The sequence below is a fragment of the Anaerocolumna sp. MB42-C2 genome (assembly GCF_030913705.1).
Classification (GTDB): Bacteria; Bacillota; Clostridia; order Lachnospirales; family Lachnospiraceae; genus Anaerocolumna.
Genome location: NZ_CP133190.1, coordinates 3,680,137 through 3,694,616 on the forward strand (window position 1 = coordinate 3,680,137; position 14,480 = coordinate 3,694,616).

Annotated in this window: 15 protein-coding genes; 10 read left to right on the forward strand and 5 right to left on the reverse strand. The window is 34.7% G+C overall.

Annotated elements, in window-relative coordinates; translation table 11 throughout:
* Positions 1–468: 468 nt before the first annotated feature.
* From RBU59_RS16335 to RBU59_RS16355, 5 genes are all read left to right on the forward strand, one after another.
* On the forward strand, positions 469–657 hold the full coding sequence (locus tag RBU59_RS16335; protein WP_308143570.1) for a hypothetical protein: 189 nt from the start codon (positions 469–471) through the stop codon (positions 655–657).
* A gap of 116 nt (positions 658–773) precedes the next feature.
* Positions 774–2,165: a Cys-rich peptide radical SAM maturase CcpM gene (gene ccpM / locus RBU59_RS16340; protein WP_308143571.1), complete on the forward strand. Its 1,392-nt coding sequence runs from the start codon at positions 774–776 to the stop codon at positions 2,163–2,165.
* Between the two features lie 77 nt (positions 2,166–2,242).
* The gene (locus RBU59_RS16345; protein ID WP_308143572.1) at positions 2,243–3,310 is read left to right on the forward strand and encodes a TIGR04066 family peptide maturation system protein; all 1,068 of its coding nucleotides are present in this window, start codon (positions 2,243–2,245) and stop codon (positions 3,308–3,310) included.
* A 175-nt stretch (positions 3,311–3,485) separates the two neighbouring features.
* Positions 3,486–3,725, forward strand: a complete 240-nt coding sequence (locus RBU59_RS16350) for a hypothetical protein (RefSeq protein WP_308143573.1) — start codon at positions 3,486–3,488, stop codon at positions 3,723–3,725.
* A 75-nt stretch (positions 3,726–3,800) separates the two neighbouring features.
* A complete protein-coding gene (locus RBU59_RS16355; RefSeq protein WP_308143574.1) occupies positions 3,801–5,468 on the forward strand; it encodes an ABC transporter ATP-binding protein in 1,668 nt (555 codons plus the stop codon).
* A 13-nt stretch (positions 5,469–5,481) separates the two neighbouring features.
* On the opposite strand, the gene RBU59_RS16360 is transcribed toward RBU59_RS16355, so the two are convergent.
* The 4 genes from RBU59_RS16360 to RBU59_RS16375 all read right to left on the reverse strand — a co-directional run bounded on the left by RBU59_RS16360 (position 5,482) and on the right by RBU59_RS16375 (position 6,992).
* Positions 5,482–6,018: a permease gene (locus RBU59_RS16360; RefSeq protein ID WP_308143575.1), complete on the reverse strand. Its 537-nt coding sequence runs from the start codon at positions 6,016–6,018 to the stop codon at positions 5,482–5,484.
* Positions 6,019–6,498 (reverse strand): permease, encoded by a 480-nt coding sequence (locus RBU59_RS16365; protein ID WP_308143576.1) that lies wholly within the window; start codon positions 6,496–6,498, stop codon positions 6,019–6,021.
* Positions 6,499–6,591: 93 nt separating this feature from the next.
* Positions 6,592–6,846, reverse strand: a complete 255-nt coding sequence (locus RBU59_RS16370) for an FAD-dependent oxidoreductase (RefSeq protein ID WP_308143577.1) — start codon at positions 6,844–6,846, stop codon at positions 6,592–6,594.
* Positions 6,843–6,992: an FAD-dependent monooxygenase gene (locus tag RBU59_RS16375; protein ID WP_308143578.1), complete on the reverse strand. Its 150-nt coding sequence runs from the start codon at positions 6,990–6,992 to the stop codon at positions 6,843–6,845. Before RBU59_RS16375 ends, RBU59_RS16370 begins: the two co-directional genes overlap by 4 nt.
* Positions 6,993–7,227: 235 nt before the next feature.
* Here RBU59_RS16375 and RBU59_RS16380 point away from each other — a divergent pair, with 235 nt between their 5' ends.
* The 5 genes from RBU59_RS16380 (at position 7,228) to RBU59_RS16400 (ending at position 12,439) form a co-directional block, all read left to right on the forward strand.
* The gene (locus RBU59_RS16380) at positions 7,228–8,907 is read left to right on the forward strand and encodes a WG repeat-containing protein (protein ID WP_308143579.1); all 1,680 of its coding nucleotides are present in this window, start codon (positions 7,228–7,230) and stop codon (positions 8,905–8,907) included.
* A 186-nt stretch (positions 8,908–9,093) separates the two neighbouring features.
* Positions 9,094–9,603 carry an RNA polymerase sigma factor gene (locus RBU59_RS16385; RefSeq protein ID WP_308143580.1) on the forward strand — a complete coding sequence of 170 codons (510 nt, stop codon included), beginning with the start codon at positions 9,094–9,096 and terminating at the stop codon, positions 9,601–9,603.
* A gap of 5 nt (positions 9,604–9,608) precedes the next feature.
* On the forward strand, positions 9,609–10,622 hold the full coding sequence (locus RBU59_RS16390) for an anti-sigma factor family protein (RefSeq protein ID WP_308143581.1): 1,014 nt from the start codon (positions 9,609–9,611) through the stop codon (positions 10,620–10,622).
* Positions 10,606–11,286, forward strand: coding sequence for a hypothetical protein (locus tag RBU59_RS16395; protein WP_308143582.1), 681 nt, complete (start codon positions 10,606–10,608; stop codon positions 11,284–11,286). The genes RBU59_RS16390 and RBU59_RS16395 overlap by 17 nt, the downstream gene beginning before the upstream one ends.
* Before the next feature lie 316 nt (positions 11,287–11,602).
* Complete coding sequence (locus RBU59_RS16400) at positions 11,603–12,439, forward strand: hypothetical protein (protein WP_308143583.1); 837 nt, start codon at positions 11,603–11,605, stop codon at positions 12,437–12,439.
* Between the two features lie 100 nt (positions 12,440–12,539).
* On the opposite strand, the gene RBU59_RS16405 is transcribed toward RBU59_RS16400, so the two are convergent.
* Entirely contained in the window at positions 12,540–14,123 is a 1,584-nt protein-coding gene (locus RBU59_RS16405) for a hypothetical protein (protein WP_308143584.1), read from the reverse strand.
* Positions 14,124–14,480 lie beyond the last annotated feature (357 nt).

Genomic DNA, 14,480 nt, shown 5'->3' on the forward strand with positions numbered 1-14,480 from the left:
TCGTCACAGATAATGGAGTAAGTTTTACAAAGTTTTAGTTAGTTAAGAAACAGCCTACTTTTATGCTTTGAAATCAAAATGCGGATTCCGATACTAGTGTTACCATTAAGTTTTAGGACAGTCGACCAGATATGTCCTATTTTTGTGCCCCAAAAAAGAAAAAGCGTGCTGCAGACCCTTTAAAAATAGTGCATTATATCAGGATAACGACATATAAGATCGAAAGCAGCCATAATTTCTATTTTATACAAAAAGCACTCAATAATTTACAAAAACAGTAAAATTTCACAATTTTATATTTACAAATAATTACAATTATGGTAAAATTATTACATATTTAATATATGTTAATAAGACATAATTGATTAGTTGGTACATATTTGGGAGTATTAAGGAGGTTATTCATTTCTTGTGTTTTAAATAAGAGGTGATGTAACTATAGAATTAAGAAAAAGGAGGTGAATAGGTATGGAAAAAGGTAAAAAGGTTTTGAATAAGTCACATCACGCTAATTTACTCAGTACATTTTATGATCTGAGTGCTGGTTGTGGCTGTGGTTCATGCACCTGTGCCGGCTGTTCGGCAGGTTTAAATTACGGCAGTACTACGGCGGCTTTTGAAACTTCCTACAGAAGTGCTATGGACGCTCACGCATAATGATAAGATCAACCTTGAGAACATTTGATTGCTTTATTATGCAATCAAATGTTCTTGCAAACTATAATTGGTGAGGCAGCAGATATCTTAAGGAATAAACGTATAGGGAGAATGTTATGATTTATAAGGTGTTTAAGGCAAATAAAAATTCATATTTATATGACCGTCAGGAAAATCGGATTGTAAAGATCGACGAAGCCGATTATAAAGGCCTTTGTGAATTAGAAAAAGGAATAATAACAGAGGAAAATGAAAAAGTTATTAAAAAATATGAAAAATATGGATTATGTAAAGAAAATGAATTAATTGAAATCGAACATCCTAATACTGCAAGTTTAGAATTTTACTTAAATGAATGTATAGAACAAATCACACTGCAGGTAACCCAGAATTGTAATCTCCGGTGTGATTATTGCGCTTATTCGGGAAAATACAATAACCGCACACATTCAAAAAAGAGCATGAGTTTTGAGACCGCATATAAAGCGATAGATTTCCTCGTAAAACATTCAAGATGTACAAAAAAAAGTATAGTGGGGTTTTACGGCGGAGAACCATTATTAGAAATAAACCTTATAAAAGAAGTAATCTCTTATATAGAAACTAATTATGAGGGGAAAGAATTTACTTATGCAATGACTACAAATGCTACTCTGCTTACCGATGAAATTGTTAATTACCTGGCAGCAAAGGATGTCTGGTTAACAATAAGTATAGATGGACCGAAAAGCATACATGATTTAAACCGCTGTTTTGAAAATGGAAGGGGTTCTTATGATATAGTTATAAAAAATTTAGCAAGAATGAAGGAAAGATATCCCGATTATTATAGAAAATGCAGTACCAATACAGTTATAAGTCCAAACCAGGAATATGATTGTATTAAAAACTTTTTTACAAAAGATGATGTGATGGATAGTTTATATTCAAAAGTATCATTTATTAGTGATGCCTCAATCAACCGGTCTATTGTCTATGAGGATGCAGTATTTATCGAACAGCGTAAAGATGAATTGAAACAAATGTTATCTATGCTTGGTGAAATTGATAATAGTTCCACTAAGTTTCTATTTGGGGATTATGATCATGAGCTGCATCGTAAGTATGTCTCCTTGCATATGGGAGGTTTGCATGCAAAGAAGGGACATCCTAGCGGACCGTGTATCGCGGGCGGAAAAAAAACGTTCATAGATATTGACGGAAATATTTATCCGTGCGAAAAGGTACCAGAATGTAAAGAAATGACACTGGGAAACATTAATACAGGTATATCAGTAGAGAAAGCTAAAGATATGATGAACATTGCCCGTATTACAAAAAAGCAATGTCAGAATTGCTGGGCTTTTATTTTCTGCACTTCTTGTGTGGTAGCCTCAATTGATGAAAATGGTATTTCGGCAGAAAAGAGACTCAGTAAATGTAATGGAGTGAGAAGAAGTACACTGGAATATCTTAAAAACATAATTCGCCTTCAGGAATACGGGTATAGATTTGAAACGGTCAAATAAAAATTATCAAAGTATACCAAATATATGTTTCATGATTATTTGAAGACGTGAATTTATTAAGTGAAAGGATGAATTATATGAGTAGTATATTGATATATCCATTTTGCAGAAAGTTTAGTGAATTTGCCAGGTGCAAAGAAGCTTTAGAAGAATTTAATGAAGTAATACCGATTGCTCCCAAAGGTTTTGGAATGGAGGGCGATGATGTAAGTGTCTGTGATGGAGGGAATCCTCTCAATATTAAGATATGGAGTGATTATGCGGCAAATATAATACAGGCAGACGCAGCTTTTTTTGGATATGCGGATGCTAATATATCTGCAAAAAGCTATAAGGAAAAAATAAATGAGGCAATTTCTTTAAAGAAAAGGGTATTTATTACGAAAGAACTAAAGGATTTTCTTGGCGGTACATTTGATTTGCAGTCAGTAGAACTTATTGATTATACAAATTATACGCAGGAAAATGAGCTTGCATTAAATCTGTTAACAATTCCTGCCCCCGTTATCATGATTGCCGGAATTGGGGACAGATGTGATAAATTCAGTATTCAGGTGAAATTAGGAAATTATTTCTCCGAGCAGGGTTATTCTGTTTTGAATTTCGGAACCAAGGATTTTAGTAAGCTCTTTGGGATAGAGACTTTACCGCGGTTCTTATTTGAGCCCATGGATAACGGCATGAAAGTAAGACAGTTTAATTCATATATATATAACCGCGTTATAGAGGAAAACCCGGAAGTTGTTATTATTGGAGTGCCCGGAGGTATTATGCAGGTTAATCCATATGAATTTGGTGAGTTTGGCGAATTGGCATTTATAATCAGTAATGCAATTAAAAGTGATATAAGTATTCTGAGCCTGTATAACCAGGAACTGAATCAGGATTTTCTTGATCACCTGATCAAACTCTGCAGATATAAATTGAATTATCAAGTGAACTACATAAACATAGCAAACACGGACCTTCTTATACTGCCGGACGAAAAAGAGTGTCAATACACTACGGTTCCGTCGGTACATATTATGGATAATATAATAAAGACATTCCAATATGAAGATGCTTTTCTGTTTAATGCTTTAGATGAGATAAGTATGAGAGCAGCATGCAATGAGATATTGTTCGAATTGGAGGAGAATCTATAGATCTCATTCAAAACTTCTTTCTGTATTATTTGAGATGCAGTTAGAGCGGTTTCATGTCTTAAAGAGTGAAAGAAAATATAGATTAAGAAAGGATGCCCGAAAGCGGTTCTTTCACTTCTTTATTATTTGCGGAAGTATCGCAGACGGTTCTGCGGTATGTAAAGGGGTGTAAATTATGGATAAACGAGATGAAAAAATAGCTGATTTAATTGAAATTTTAAAAGCGGTTAAAGAATGCGAAATAAATGATTTAGATAGGGACTTATTTGGACATTACTATGATTTTACATCCGGAGATATGTTGGATGTATGTATGGAACTTAGAAAAAAATACAACATAGATTTAAATGAATTTATACATAGTGTAAAGAAATATACAATAAATAATATGGCGGATGCTCTATGTAAATTTTAGATATTTAAAAACTACATAGCAGGGATAATATAAATATACAATTATTGCACAATGAAAGGCAGAGTGAGGGAGCGAATGCGGAAAAGAAACCCAAACCTATGGTTTCTGAAAAGAATCTTAAGTTATTTAAAACCATTTAAAAATAAAATATGGATTATTTTAACCTGTCTTATACTATCATCAGTATTAGGTTTTTTTCAACCGCTTATTATGCGGCGAATTACCGATAATGGCATGATACAGAAGAATCTGCAGGTTATCATAGGGTCTGTTACTATTCTATTAGGGATAGTTCTGTCTAATCAAATTCTAGAGGTTTTTCAAACAAAAATATTTATTGATATTCATAATAAATTTAAATTCACAATTTGGAATCAGGCGTTTAATAAAATATTGCATCTTAAAATGGAATATTATAATGATAAAAATAATTCGGAAATTATTAATTGTGTGCAAACAGATGTTGATCATGTTTCCTCCATAATGGATCGGTTTATGATATTAAATATCAGCTTTTTATTCCGGGTAATAAGCGGTATTGCAGGATTGCTTTTCATTAGTTGGAAGCTTACTATAATAGTTCTAGTTATGGTGCCGGTAAAATATCTGGCAGTGTCAGCTATTTCCAAACAGAAGAAAAGGAAAATGGAGAAATTGATTCAAAATGCCTGTGATTTTTCCTCATGGCTGGGTGATAATATAGAGGGGGTAAAAGATATTAAACTATGGAACCTCTATAATCAACGTTATACATTTTTTGAAAAGAAGCTGAAAAACGTCTTAAAGAATGAGAAAGAAAATACGATGCTGGATACATATAATATGTGTTGTGAGATTGTATTAGGGTGGCTGGTGACCGGTTTACTCTATATTCTCGGCGGAATTCTTGTTGTTAGTGGATCTCTGACAATCGGTGGAGTTTTATCCTTTATAACATATAGCAATTACGTTACCGGACCGATTTCTTCAATAATAAACTTGAAATATTTCTTATCACGTATATATCCGTCCGGTGAAAGACTTTTTAAATTTCTTGATTTAGAAAATGAATATGATTCGAATCAAGGGATAGAGATAGACATAGAAAATCTGAAGATACAATTTAATAAGGTATCCTTTACATATAAGGAGAAAGGAGAAGTTTTAAAAGACATTAACTTTTCAGTATCAAAAGGTGAGAAAGTCGCAATTATTGGGGCAAACGGAAGTGGAAAAACAACCTTGATAAATCTATTATTACGATTTCTTGATCCAACCAGCGGTACAATAGATATTTGTAATAAAAATATAAATCAAATCAGTTTAGAAAAATATCGTTCGCTATTTTCGGTAGTGAGCCAGGATCCTTATCTGTTTTATGATACAATTCAGAGTAATATCAATCTGGATGGATCTGGAGGAGAAGCTATGGTTGAGAAAGCTTGTTTGCAAAGCGGAGCCGGGGAATTTATCAATAAATTGCCTGAGAAGAGAAATAGTATGGCAGGGCAGAACGGAGCGAAGCTTTCTGGCGGAGAAAAGCAGAAACTTGCCGTAGCAAGAGCAATCGTGAAAGATTCTCCTATTGTAATACTAGATGAAGCCACATCCGGATATGATGTAGAATCAGATACATACCTGCATGATATTATATTGAATGAGCTTATTGGAAAAACGGTAATAATGATTACACACAGGTATGAGAACTTAGCAGGAATGGATAGGGTTTACCGGCTATCCGAAGGCAGACTGGAGAGGCTTTAAAATAAATCATGATCTAATCTAGTTTCTTAGCATTCTCATAGATCGTTTCTATTTCTTTTTTTGACATGATCTTGCTTAAAATAAATGCAATTATAATAATACCCGGAATATCAATCAACAGCCTTGTTATTGCAAACCTGTTTCCCAGAGCTGCCATTTCAAAAAGAAACATTGGAACTTTGGTGGTTGACCATGCACCGATGAAAATCAGGAGATTGGTAAATTTAACACCTTTTTTCAAAAGAACGGCAGCAACCGGAAACGCTCCATAGAGAGGGCCTGCAGCAGCGGAACCTATAAAGATAGCCAGTAAGATACCTTTTAAACCGGAACCCTCACCCATGTACTTTATCATGGTTTCTCTTGGAACCCAGATATCCAGCAAGCCAAGTAATATAAAAATAGGCGGAATTACAAGTAACATTTCCCTGATAGAATTTCCGGTAATGGTAAAGGCCTTGAAACCTAACTGTCTGTTCAATATGGTTAATACAATCATGAATAGGAGTACAAATAAGAACACACGATATCTTTTTATCCATTTTTTCATTTAGATCACCACCAATCCGATTATAAAAGCAACAATAAAGGAAAATAAAAAAGCCATTAAATTTCTAAGTATAGAGATTTTTTTGCCGAAATACTTTATTTCAACGGGAAGTGTTATAATACCAACCATCATTAAGGTTGAGATAAATGCAGCTATCTGCATATAACCGGCACCATTCTCCACCAGTATAGCTGCTGTAGGGAATGCAACAAACCCGGGAATCAGTGTGATGGAGCCGATGAATGCTGCAAGAATAGTACCGAACCATCCGGATTCGGATCCTATAATTTTAGAAATAGTTTCCGGGTTTAAAACAGCAAGTAAAAATCCTACCAGCAATATAACGACAAGAAATTCCGGAAGGATATTTTCAAATGCTTTCCAAGCCTTTTTTAAAGCCATCTTTGTTTTTCTCTTATCTTTAAAAAATGAAATCAGCAGCAGGATAATTGCTAACCCATAGAAAATATAGGAATCCACGGAATTACCTCCTTTTTTTGGTTGTAATCAGATATATTTATCATTTATAATTTAGCATCATTTGGATTAAGATGCAAATAGTACTGCATGTAATTACGCACTTTTCTTTGAAGTTTTATTTCTTATGAATTTTATAACTTCAGTACCTGCCCTGGCTCCTTCATAGATAGCTTTGGATATCTGTAATAAACCGCCAGTACAGTCACCGGCAGCAAATAAGCCAGGTATAGTAGTTTCTGTATTTTCATTGATTAAAATTTTATTCTCTGCCGTAGATGCACCCACCTTTTTTGCCAGGTCCGTGCTTCCTGCAACACCAATGGCTACAAATAATCCTGAGATACTCAATTGTGTTCCGTTCTGGAATACTCAGAAGCTTTTCCTAAAGCACCGGAATCCTTACCGATAATAATAGTATCAATACCTGCTCTGGTGGTGTATAAAGAAGCGGAGATACCGGCCGGACCTTTTCCAATGATAATTACGTTTGACATATAAATACCGCCTTTCATGCTTTTTGTTCTGGTGTAATTATAACAATTGGAACATATCCATTCTGTGATAAAATCACATGCGGCCTTAACAAAAAAGCACAATGAAATCGACATAAAATCTTAATAATATTTAAAGTATCTTAAGGTGAAATTTTTGGATAAAAGATTATAATGTATATTATAGGTTTGGATTAAATAGTAACAATTAACAAGAAATGCATGGGAGGCAAAAGAATTGAAGCAACTTAGGAATTACATCAAAAAGGCAGCACTGGTAGGAGTTATAACTTTTGCAGGGTATCTCAGCTGTGCCAAAATCACGGATGTGGCGTATGCATCAGGGAGTTGCAATACGGCGATGGCTGACACCGGCCGGGTATTATTAGCGGAAAAATCGACAAAGTCAGGGAAGTCAACTGCTTTATACCCTATCTCGGTTCAAACAAAGGAAGAAGTAAAATACGGTTATATCGATGGTGCGGGTAAAACTGTTATCCAGCCGACTTATGACAGTGCAGGAAATTTTTCCGAAGGTCTGGCTGTAGTTTATAATAATAACAAAAATCAGGTAATTAATCAAAAGGGTGAGGTGATTTTTGAGACGGAGGGCTGGATTTCAGAGTTTCATAATGGGCTGGCGGCATTTTACGATACCAAATCAGATGGCAAGTATGGTTACATCAATACAAAGGGAAAAATAATTATAAAACCGCAATATAATAATGCCGGAGATTTTCGTGCGGATCATACGGCTGTTGTTTCAAAAGGTGATAACTACTATGTGATAAATAATAAAGGGAAAGCTCTTAAAACCTACCGTATCCATAAAAAAGAAGATGAATATTATGATGATATTACCGGTGACGGTTATATTATTATAAATGATTCGAAAACCTTTCTAAAAGGGGTAATATCTTTAAGCGGAAAAGTGATTATAAAACCGGCTTATGGTGAAATCGTTTATCTTGGCAATGATTTGTTTGGGGTTAAAAAGAAAGTGGCCGAGACAGAGGGGTATTTACTTAACGTAAAACCAGCTGCAATATTTAACGGCGCCGGAAAACAGCTTACACCTTATCAGTTTTACGATCTGAGTAAATTTAGTGGAGGTTATGCATCTGCTACAGATGATAAGTACACATATTTGATTAATAAGAGCGGTAAAAAAGTAACGTCACTTCCCGCAGCAGAGGGAAGAGGTACCATGGAGGTACTTGGAGATATTATTCAGGTTAATATGGATAATGAATTTACATATATGAAAAAAGATGGAACGATAATCTGGAAAAAGGATGAAATTACAAAACTTTCTTCCGGGATTACCGTGAATACATTAAAATCAAGACCAAATAAGTACGTTACAGTAAATTATCCCAAGATTAGCGGTTTAGGAGATTCGGCTGTTGAAACTACAATCAATAAGAAATTGAAATCCTTATTTACAGACAGCAGAAAAAATTTAAAGAAAAGCGACTATTTATTTGTAAGTGATTCTTTTACCGCTGAACAAATCAAAGATCTGCTGATCATTAATAAAACCGGATATGATTATCCAGTGGGTGCGGCTCATGGAACGCCCCTTAGCTTTTATTATATTATTAATGTTAAAACCGGTGAGTTCTATCAATTAAAGGATTTATTTCAGAATAAAAGTGATTATGTATCAAAACTTAATAAGATAGTAGCAAAACAGATGAAAGAAAATACGAAGAAGGGAATGGTTTATTTCGCTGATGATAAAAACTTAATTCGCAAAGACCAATTCTTCTTTATCAGTGAAGATTCACTAACCGTGTATTTTGACAGCGGAGCCATAGCTCCGTATGCGGCAGGTTTTCAAAAGTTTGAGATACCGTTTCAGGATATTAACAGTATTATAAATACGGATGGAGCTTTCTGGAAAGCATTTCACTGATTTATATAATAGTTCAAAATTAAATTTCTGAGTTTTAAAAAACCTCCGGACTGATATGTATATTATATTGGTTTGGAGGTTTATTTGTACAAAATTGTTAAAAAGAAAAATATAGTGTAACTTTTTATTCTGTTTGGAGTCTCTATTATTAGATAAGTATTTCAACATGTAAGAATGGGAGGCTGTATGGGAAAAGAATTTAATAAAGTATATGAGAATAACAAAAATGCAGTCTACAGCTACCTTTATTACATGACGAGGGATATAGGAGATGCCGAAGATTTATGTCAGGACACCTTTTTGAAGATCTACAAAAGTTTAACGAACTTTCGCGGGGAATGTAATGAAAGATCCTGGTGTATTACCATAGCACGAAATACGTTTCTGTCATGGGCGAAAAAGAAAAAACCCGATATTTTAGAAGATAAAGTTATGGAATTAATTCCTGTAGAAGGAAGCAACCCGGAGGAGGTGATTCTTGCAAAGGAAGGAAGTACCTTAGTAAAAGATATTCTTCTTAAGCTTAAGGAAGAGTATCGGACGATTATATTACTTAGGGATTATGAAGAGTTATCTTACAAAGAGATTGGTGTCATTACCGGACTGTCGGAATCAGCAGTAAAGGTTCAGATCTATAGGGCACGGGAAAAATTTAAAAAATTGTTTCATGACTATCAATCATCAGTAAGGAGGTGACATATTTGACTTGCGAATACAAGGATAGGGTACTTGATTATTTGAAAAATGATCTTACAGACGATGAAATCGAGGCGCATATTGAACAGTGTGAACAATGTAAAGCAATGGTTGAGGGATATCTGGAGAAAGAGAAAGAACTTCTGCCTGAAATCCCAAGGATTGAATCTGATAGTCCGGGACAGAAGTTTAATTTGAGAGTGATTAAATATAACAGGGGCAAAAGCCGTATTATACTGTTTACGGTAATAGGACTTATAATGGGATGGCTTTCTTTTAATTATACCATAGACACTTTTTTTATCACAAAATTAATTATGGCAATACCTTATAAAATCAGTGAAATTATTTATACAACATTACATGATGTTCCATATATATACAGAACTGAAGGAGTGATTAATGAATTTTTTCCCCAGTCAATGATTGTGACTTTTATGGCGGAGCGTTTTACACCGGTTCTGATCGGTGGTGCCATATATGGCAGTATCGGTTACTTTACCGGGGATAAAAAAATTTTTACATTAAGCAAATACCTGAAATTTGCCGCTGTCTGGTGTGGGATTATCCTGCTCTGGGTTGGGACAGTATTTGCAGGTAATACAATCAGTAATAGAGAAAATTCTGAGTTAAAGGATATCAGAGGGTTTTTTCTGAATGCAGAAGATCACGGAGATGGGTTTTATATAGATGATGAGAATACACGGGGTGAGACTTTCGAGCTTCTCTATACCGCCCTGGGAAATGTAACACAGCTTAAGGATATAAAACACTATCAAATAACGGATAATCAAACTACCGTAGAAATTTATATGGGAATAGGAAGATACTGCCTTACAACTGTTAATTGGGAGGAAAAGTTCATGATACTGGATACCGGGCGGGTAGTAGCAATACCGGATGCTTTTGCCGAACTGGTCAGAGAATATTATAATGGAAACGGTTATTTTACCGAACCGTACTCTTCTAAAACTGATTCTTCTGAAATGGAGGAAAATAATAATGAAACTTCCGATTAAAACGAAAAAAGATTGGTGTATTTTATTTTTAGTTATGTTTATAGCGTTATATTATATATCCATGTATTATAATTTTAAGATAGAAAAAATAATGATGAGGTTTGCACCGGACAAGATGAATCTAATGAATTATCCGGGAGGCTGGGGTAATCTTGTCCTTACGGGTATCATTATGACAATTCTGGTTTCCGCCCTGATGATAGTTCAAAAAGAGAAGAAGAAAAAAATATTTCTTGCAGCGGGAGCGGGTATCCTGTTTTCGGTTTTAATGTTTGCAGGTTACCTGATTCATACCAGTCTGATTGTAGGTACCAGTAAGGTTTTGCCAGCGGATCGGATTCATATAAGTGACTATGGAGATACCAATATTACTTTGACCGAAGAGACGGATGAGGGCAGAAGATTGACCGCTTTGGCAGTATCCCTTAAGGCAGAGCCGAAATCAAAACAGAAAGAATTAAAAGCCAAGGTGGTTGACCGTGAGGAGGACTTATTGAATATCTGGATATCCTACCCTAAGAAATACGGTCATAGTTATGACCTGATCCTGTATGTAGGCGGTGGCCTGATTTATTCTTATCATGGTACAGGAGAATCGGAAAGCAGGATTTTTTATGAAGATAATGGATTTTATGATATGCTGCAAAGTATAATTAAGAAATAATCGGATATACAGGACCAAAGCAGGACCTTTTATCAGCAGTTTTCAAAGCAACTTCTGATAAGTTGGAACATGTAAATTAATATATTAGGCAATTGCGAAACGAAATAGTTTTTTGAATATGCCATACAATTGATACTTGTTTCTAGCTTCAGTTGCCCTCTGGGCAAGCTTCAGCTCTGAAATTGTATGAATTGCATGGCATAAAGATACAATATGTGAGTTTCGCAATTACCTAATAAAATATATACATAACAGGAAAACTCTGGTATAATTGAAGTATTTACATAGAAGACGATAAAAGAGAAGGAGGCTTCCTATGATACCCTTGGATCATTATGAAAAGTGGTTACCGTTTTTGAAAGAGAATGCTCATTTCTATCTTAATAAGAAAGAGCATGAGGAATTTGGTCTGCTTTCGGAGGAAGAGATAAAAAGGCAGCTGAAAGATTTACTGGAAAAGCCCATTGCAAACTTTACCGTAGTAAATGAATTATATTTCAGAGCCAGATGGGCGGAAGTAATAAGAACGATTTATCATGGAGATGATTTGAAACTTCTGGAGGTAGCTACCGGTGATGCCGATATGATTCCTCAGGTAATGAGCTGTATCTACCCGGGTAGCCAGTATATTACTGCCAATATGAACAAAATTTTAAACCAAAGCTTATTGGATAAGACCAAAGATTTGCATCTGAAGATGAGAGTGATCGAAGATGATGCGGCATATATTGAGAAGCATATCGGCAGGGAGTATGTCGATGTCATTGCTTTTCAGCACGCCGCTAACGATGTAATTCAGGCTATATTATGTGACAGAGAGGGTATTGATACAATTTATTCCGACTGGATGGAAACCCTGCCGAAGATGATAGAGATATTACAAAAAGAAGTTAAAGATAACACATTGGAACAACATGCCAAAACTCCTTTTTTGGGACTTTTAAAGACTTTATCAGGTGTCCTGAAAAAAGGCGGTGTGATTGCCATAAACCACTATATGTTTCAGCTTGACTTAGACTGGGGGTATCCGGCTGACTTATTTGAAAATATGATTCCGATGGTAAGGCAATGGATGGCTGGACTGGATGGATGTGAAGAGATATTTTTAGAAGAATTTGATCCAAAGTGGTGGATTTTTTTGAAAAAAAACTAACTAAAAAGGGGTAAAGTAAAATGGATAAGTAATCATTTTGCTTTACCCCTTTTCTCATCAGACACCATGCTAGGATTAAGATGGAGTTTTTAATGAATGATTATGTATCACAATCTTCCAGTAATTGTATTTCGGCTTCAAAAAAGCGGATAACTTCTTTCTTATCCTTATTAATAGGAGCAATCTGTTCCCAAATATCTTTGATATATTCTTCATAAGCTTTAATCAGCATAGGTTCTTCTACAGACAATCGGATATCGGATAAGTATCCGGAGGCAGGGTAAGCTTCTAGAAACAAGGCTTTTCTTTCTTTAAGCAAACAATCAAACTCTCCGCTGATTAATTCATTTTGCTTATTCTGATGAACTAAGGCTATGTGGTAATTATTGTTTGTTTTTAAGAGGTTTATAACATTTCTCAGCAGGTCAATCGTTTCCGATTTGGTTATATCCAGTTTCTCATTTCCGGCATTGTAATAAAATAGTATTTGCCCGTGTTTGAAGATATGTCTTAAAGATTCCATAAAAAATATATCTTTATATTCATAATGCTTTGTATTTAACATAAATGCATGGAGTCTTCGTTTATAATATTCAAGAGCACTAAACCTCTCCTCTTTAGGAAGAGAGGATCTTTCCAGCAATCTTTTATATAATTTTTCGGGCACCATTTGAAGGCTGACACCATATTTATTCAGGTAACGCACTCCGATACTTTCTTCATTTTCCATTAAATGCTTACTGTATTCTCTTATATGTTCATCAGTGTAATATTTCATTAATGGCTGGGAATGGGCGGTTATCAGTACATTAAAATAAGAGCATAAAACGTTGATTGCCGGCTTATTTTTGAAAATCATTGCACTGTCGATGCCAGCGTAAGGTTTTGTAATAAAACAGGCTAAAGCGCCGATATCCGGTATGATAAGCGCGTCCATACCGGAGGTTATGGCATCATATTTTTTAAAATAATATGGGATAAATTTACCCGTCAGGATTAATGGCTTTGCAAAATCAATAAAACGAATTGTTCTCGCGGTATTATTATTGAACCGCAGTAAAAACAGTACAGTCCATCCGTTATCGATAGCCTTTAACAGAGAATTTTGCCAGCTTATGTAGTTGGTGGGCAGAGTACTCAGCATATCCGTATCATTATTGAGTGATATGTAGATGGTATTATCTTTGCTGCTTTTTTGTATGGCAGCGGTTTCTATAAGCTGTGCACCTGCCGTAAAAACATTATTAACTCCAAGGATGATACTGTCCTCATTGGATAATCCTATGGTATCGGGCATTAATTTAGATTTAAAATTTTGATTTACCATATGAACGGCAGGGTCATGAAGAGAAGTATGCTTACTTTCCAGGGAATTGCCTTGTGATTCTAATAGTATCTTTTGGATTTTATCTTTGTTGCTTAAGCTCTCCTCGTTATCATTGATTACTTTTAGAAAGATATCATTTAACAGCTTTAACTGAAATGAATTTAATACATTTTTGGACAGATATTCAGAAATATTAGTAATGTAGGAAGTACTTAAAGGCGGTATTCGCTTACCATGAATCCAGCGATTCACCAATGAACTGTCAACGTTAATTGCTTTGGACAAACGGTTTGCACTGATATCGAATGTAGATAGCAATAAATTTAAACATTCTCCGAATTTCATTTTTGTCTTCATAACATATTCTCCCTTTCGATTTTATTATTGCATGACTTACAATAACCCCATATAAATGTTCACGCCATACATAGATAAAATTGTCATTACCATGGCAATGACAATTAGCAAATTACAGTATAAATGATTTAAATAAAAATATATAATATTTTAAATCAACATAACAAAAAAGTATAAAAATCGACAGGAATCATTCATGTTTTTACCATTTATCGTTCATTAATAGTAAGATATATCTTTCCTCAACGGTTTACAAGTGGTATTTATTGCATAAAATCGGATATTGTTTTTGATTGATGCAGAGTCAGGTAATAAAAGTTATGCCTGCTTTTTATTCTGAATATTTTGTCTGCATCG

Coding starts and splice junctions, on each gene's coding strand:
- RBU59_RS16375 (WP_308143578.1), bottom strand. CDS start 6,992: ATGTCAAACGTAATTATCATTGGAAAAGGTCCGGCCGGTATCTCCGCT.
- RBU59_RS16355 (WP_308143574.1), top strand. CDS start 3,801: ATGCGGAAAAGAAACCCAAACCTATGGTTTCTGAAAAGAATCTTAAGT.
- RBU59_RS16400 (WP_308143583.1), top strand. CDS start 11,603: ATGATACCCTTGGATCATTATGAAAAGTGGTTACCGTTTTTGAAAGAG.
- RBU59_RS16360 (WP_308143575.1), bottom strand. CDS start 6,018: ATGAAAAAATGGATAAAAAGATATCGTGTGTTCTTATTTGTACTCCTA.
- RBU59_RS16345 (WP_308143572.1), top strand. CDS start 2,243: ATGAGTAGTATATTGATATATCCATTTTGCAGAAAGTTTAGTGAATTT.
- RBU59_RS16395 (WP_308143582.1), top strand. CDS start 10,606: ATGAAACTTCCGATTAAAACGAAAAAAGATTGGTGTATTTTATTTTTA.
- ccpM (WP_308143571.1), top strand. CDS start 774: ATGATTTATAAGGTGTTTAAGGCAAATAAAAATTCATATTTATATGAC.
- RBU59_RS16385 (WP_308143580.1), top strand. CDS start 9,094: ATGGGAAAAGAATTTAATAAAGTATATGAGAATAACAAAAATGCAGTC.
- RBU59_RS16350 (WP_308143573.1), top strand. CDS start 3,486: ATGGATAAACGAGATGAAAAAATAGCTGATTTAATTGAAATTTTAAAA.
- RBU59_RS16405 (WP_308143584.1), bottom strand. CDS start 14,123: ATGAAGACAAAAATGAAATTCGGAGAATGTTTAAATTTATTGCTATCT.
- RBU59_RS16335 (WP_308143570.1), top strand. CDS start 469: ATGGAAAAAGGTAAAAAGGTTTTGAATAAGTCACATCACGCTAATTTA.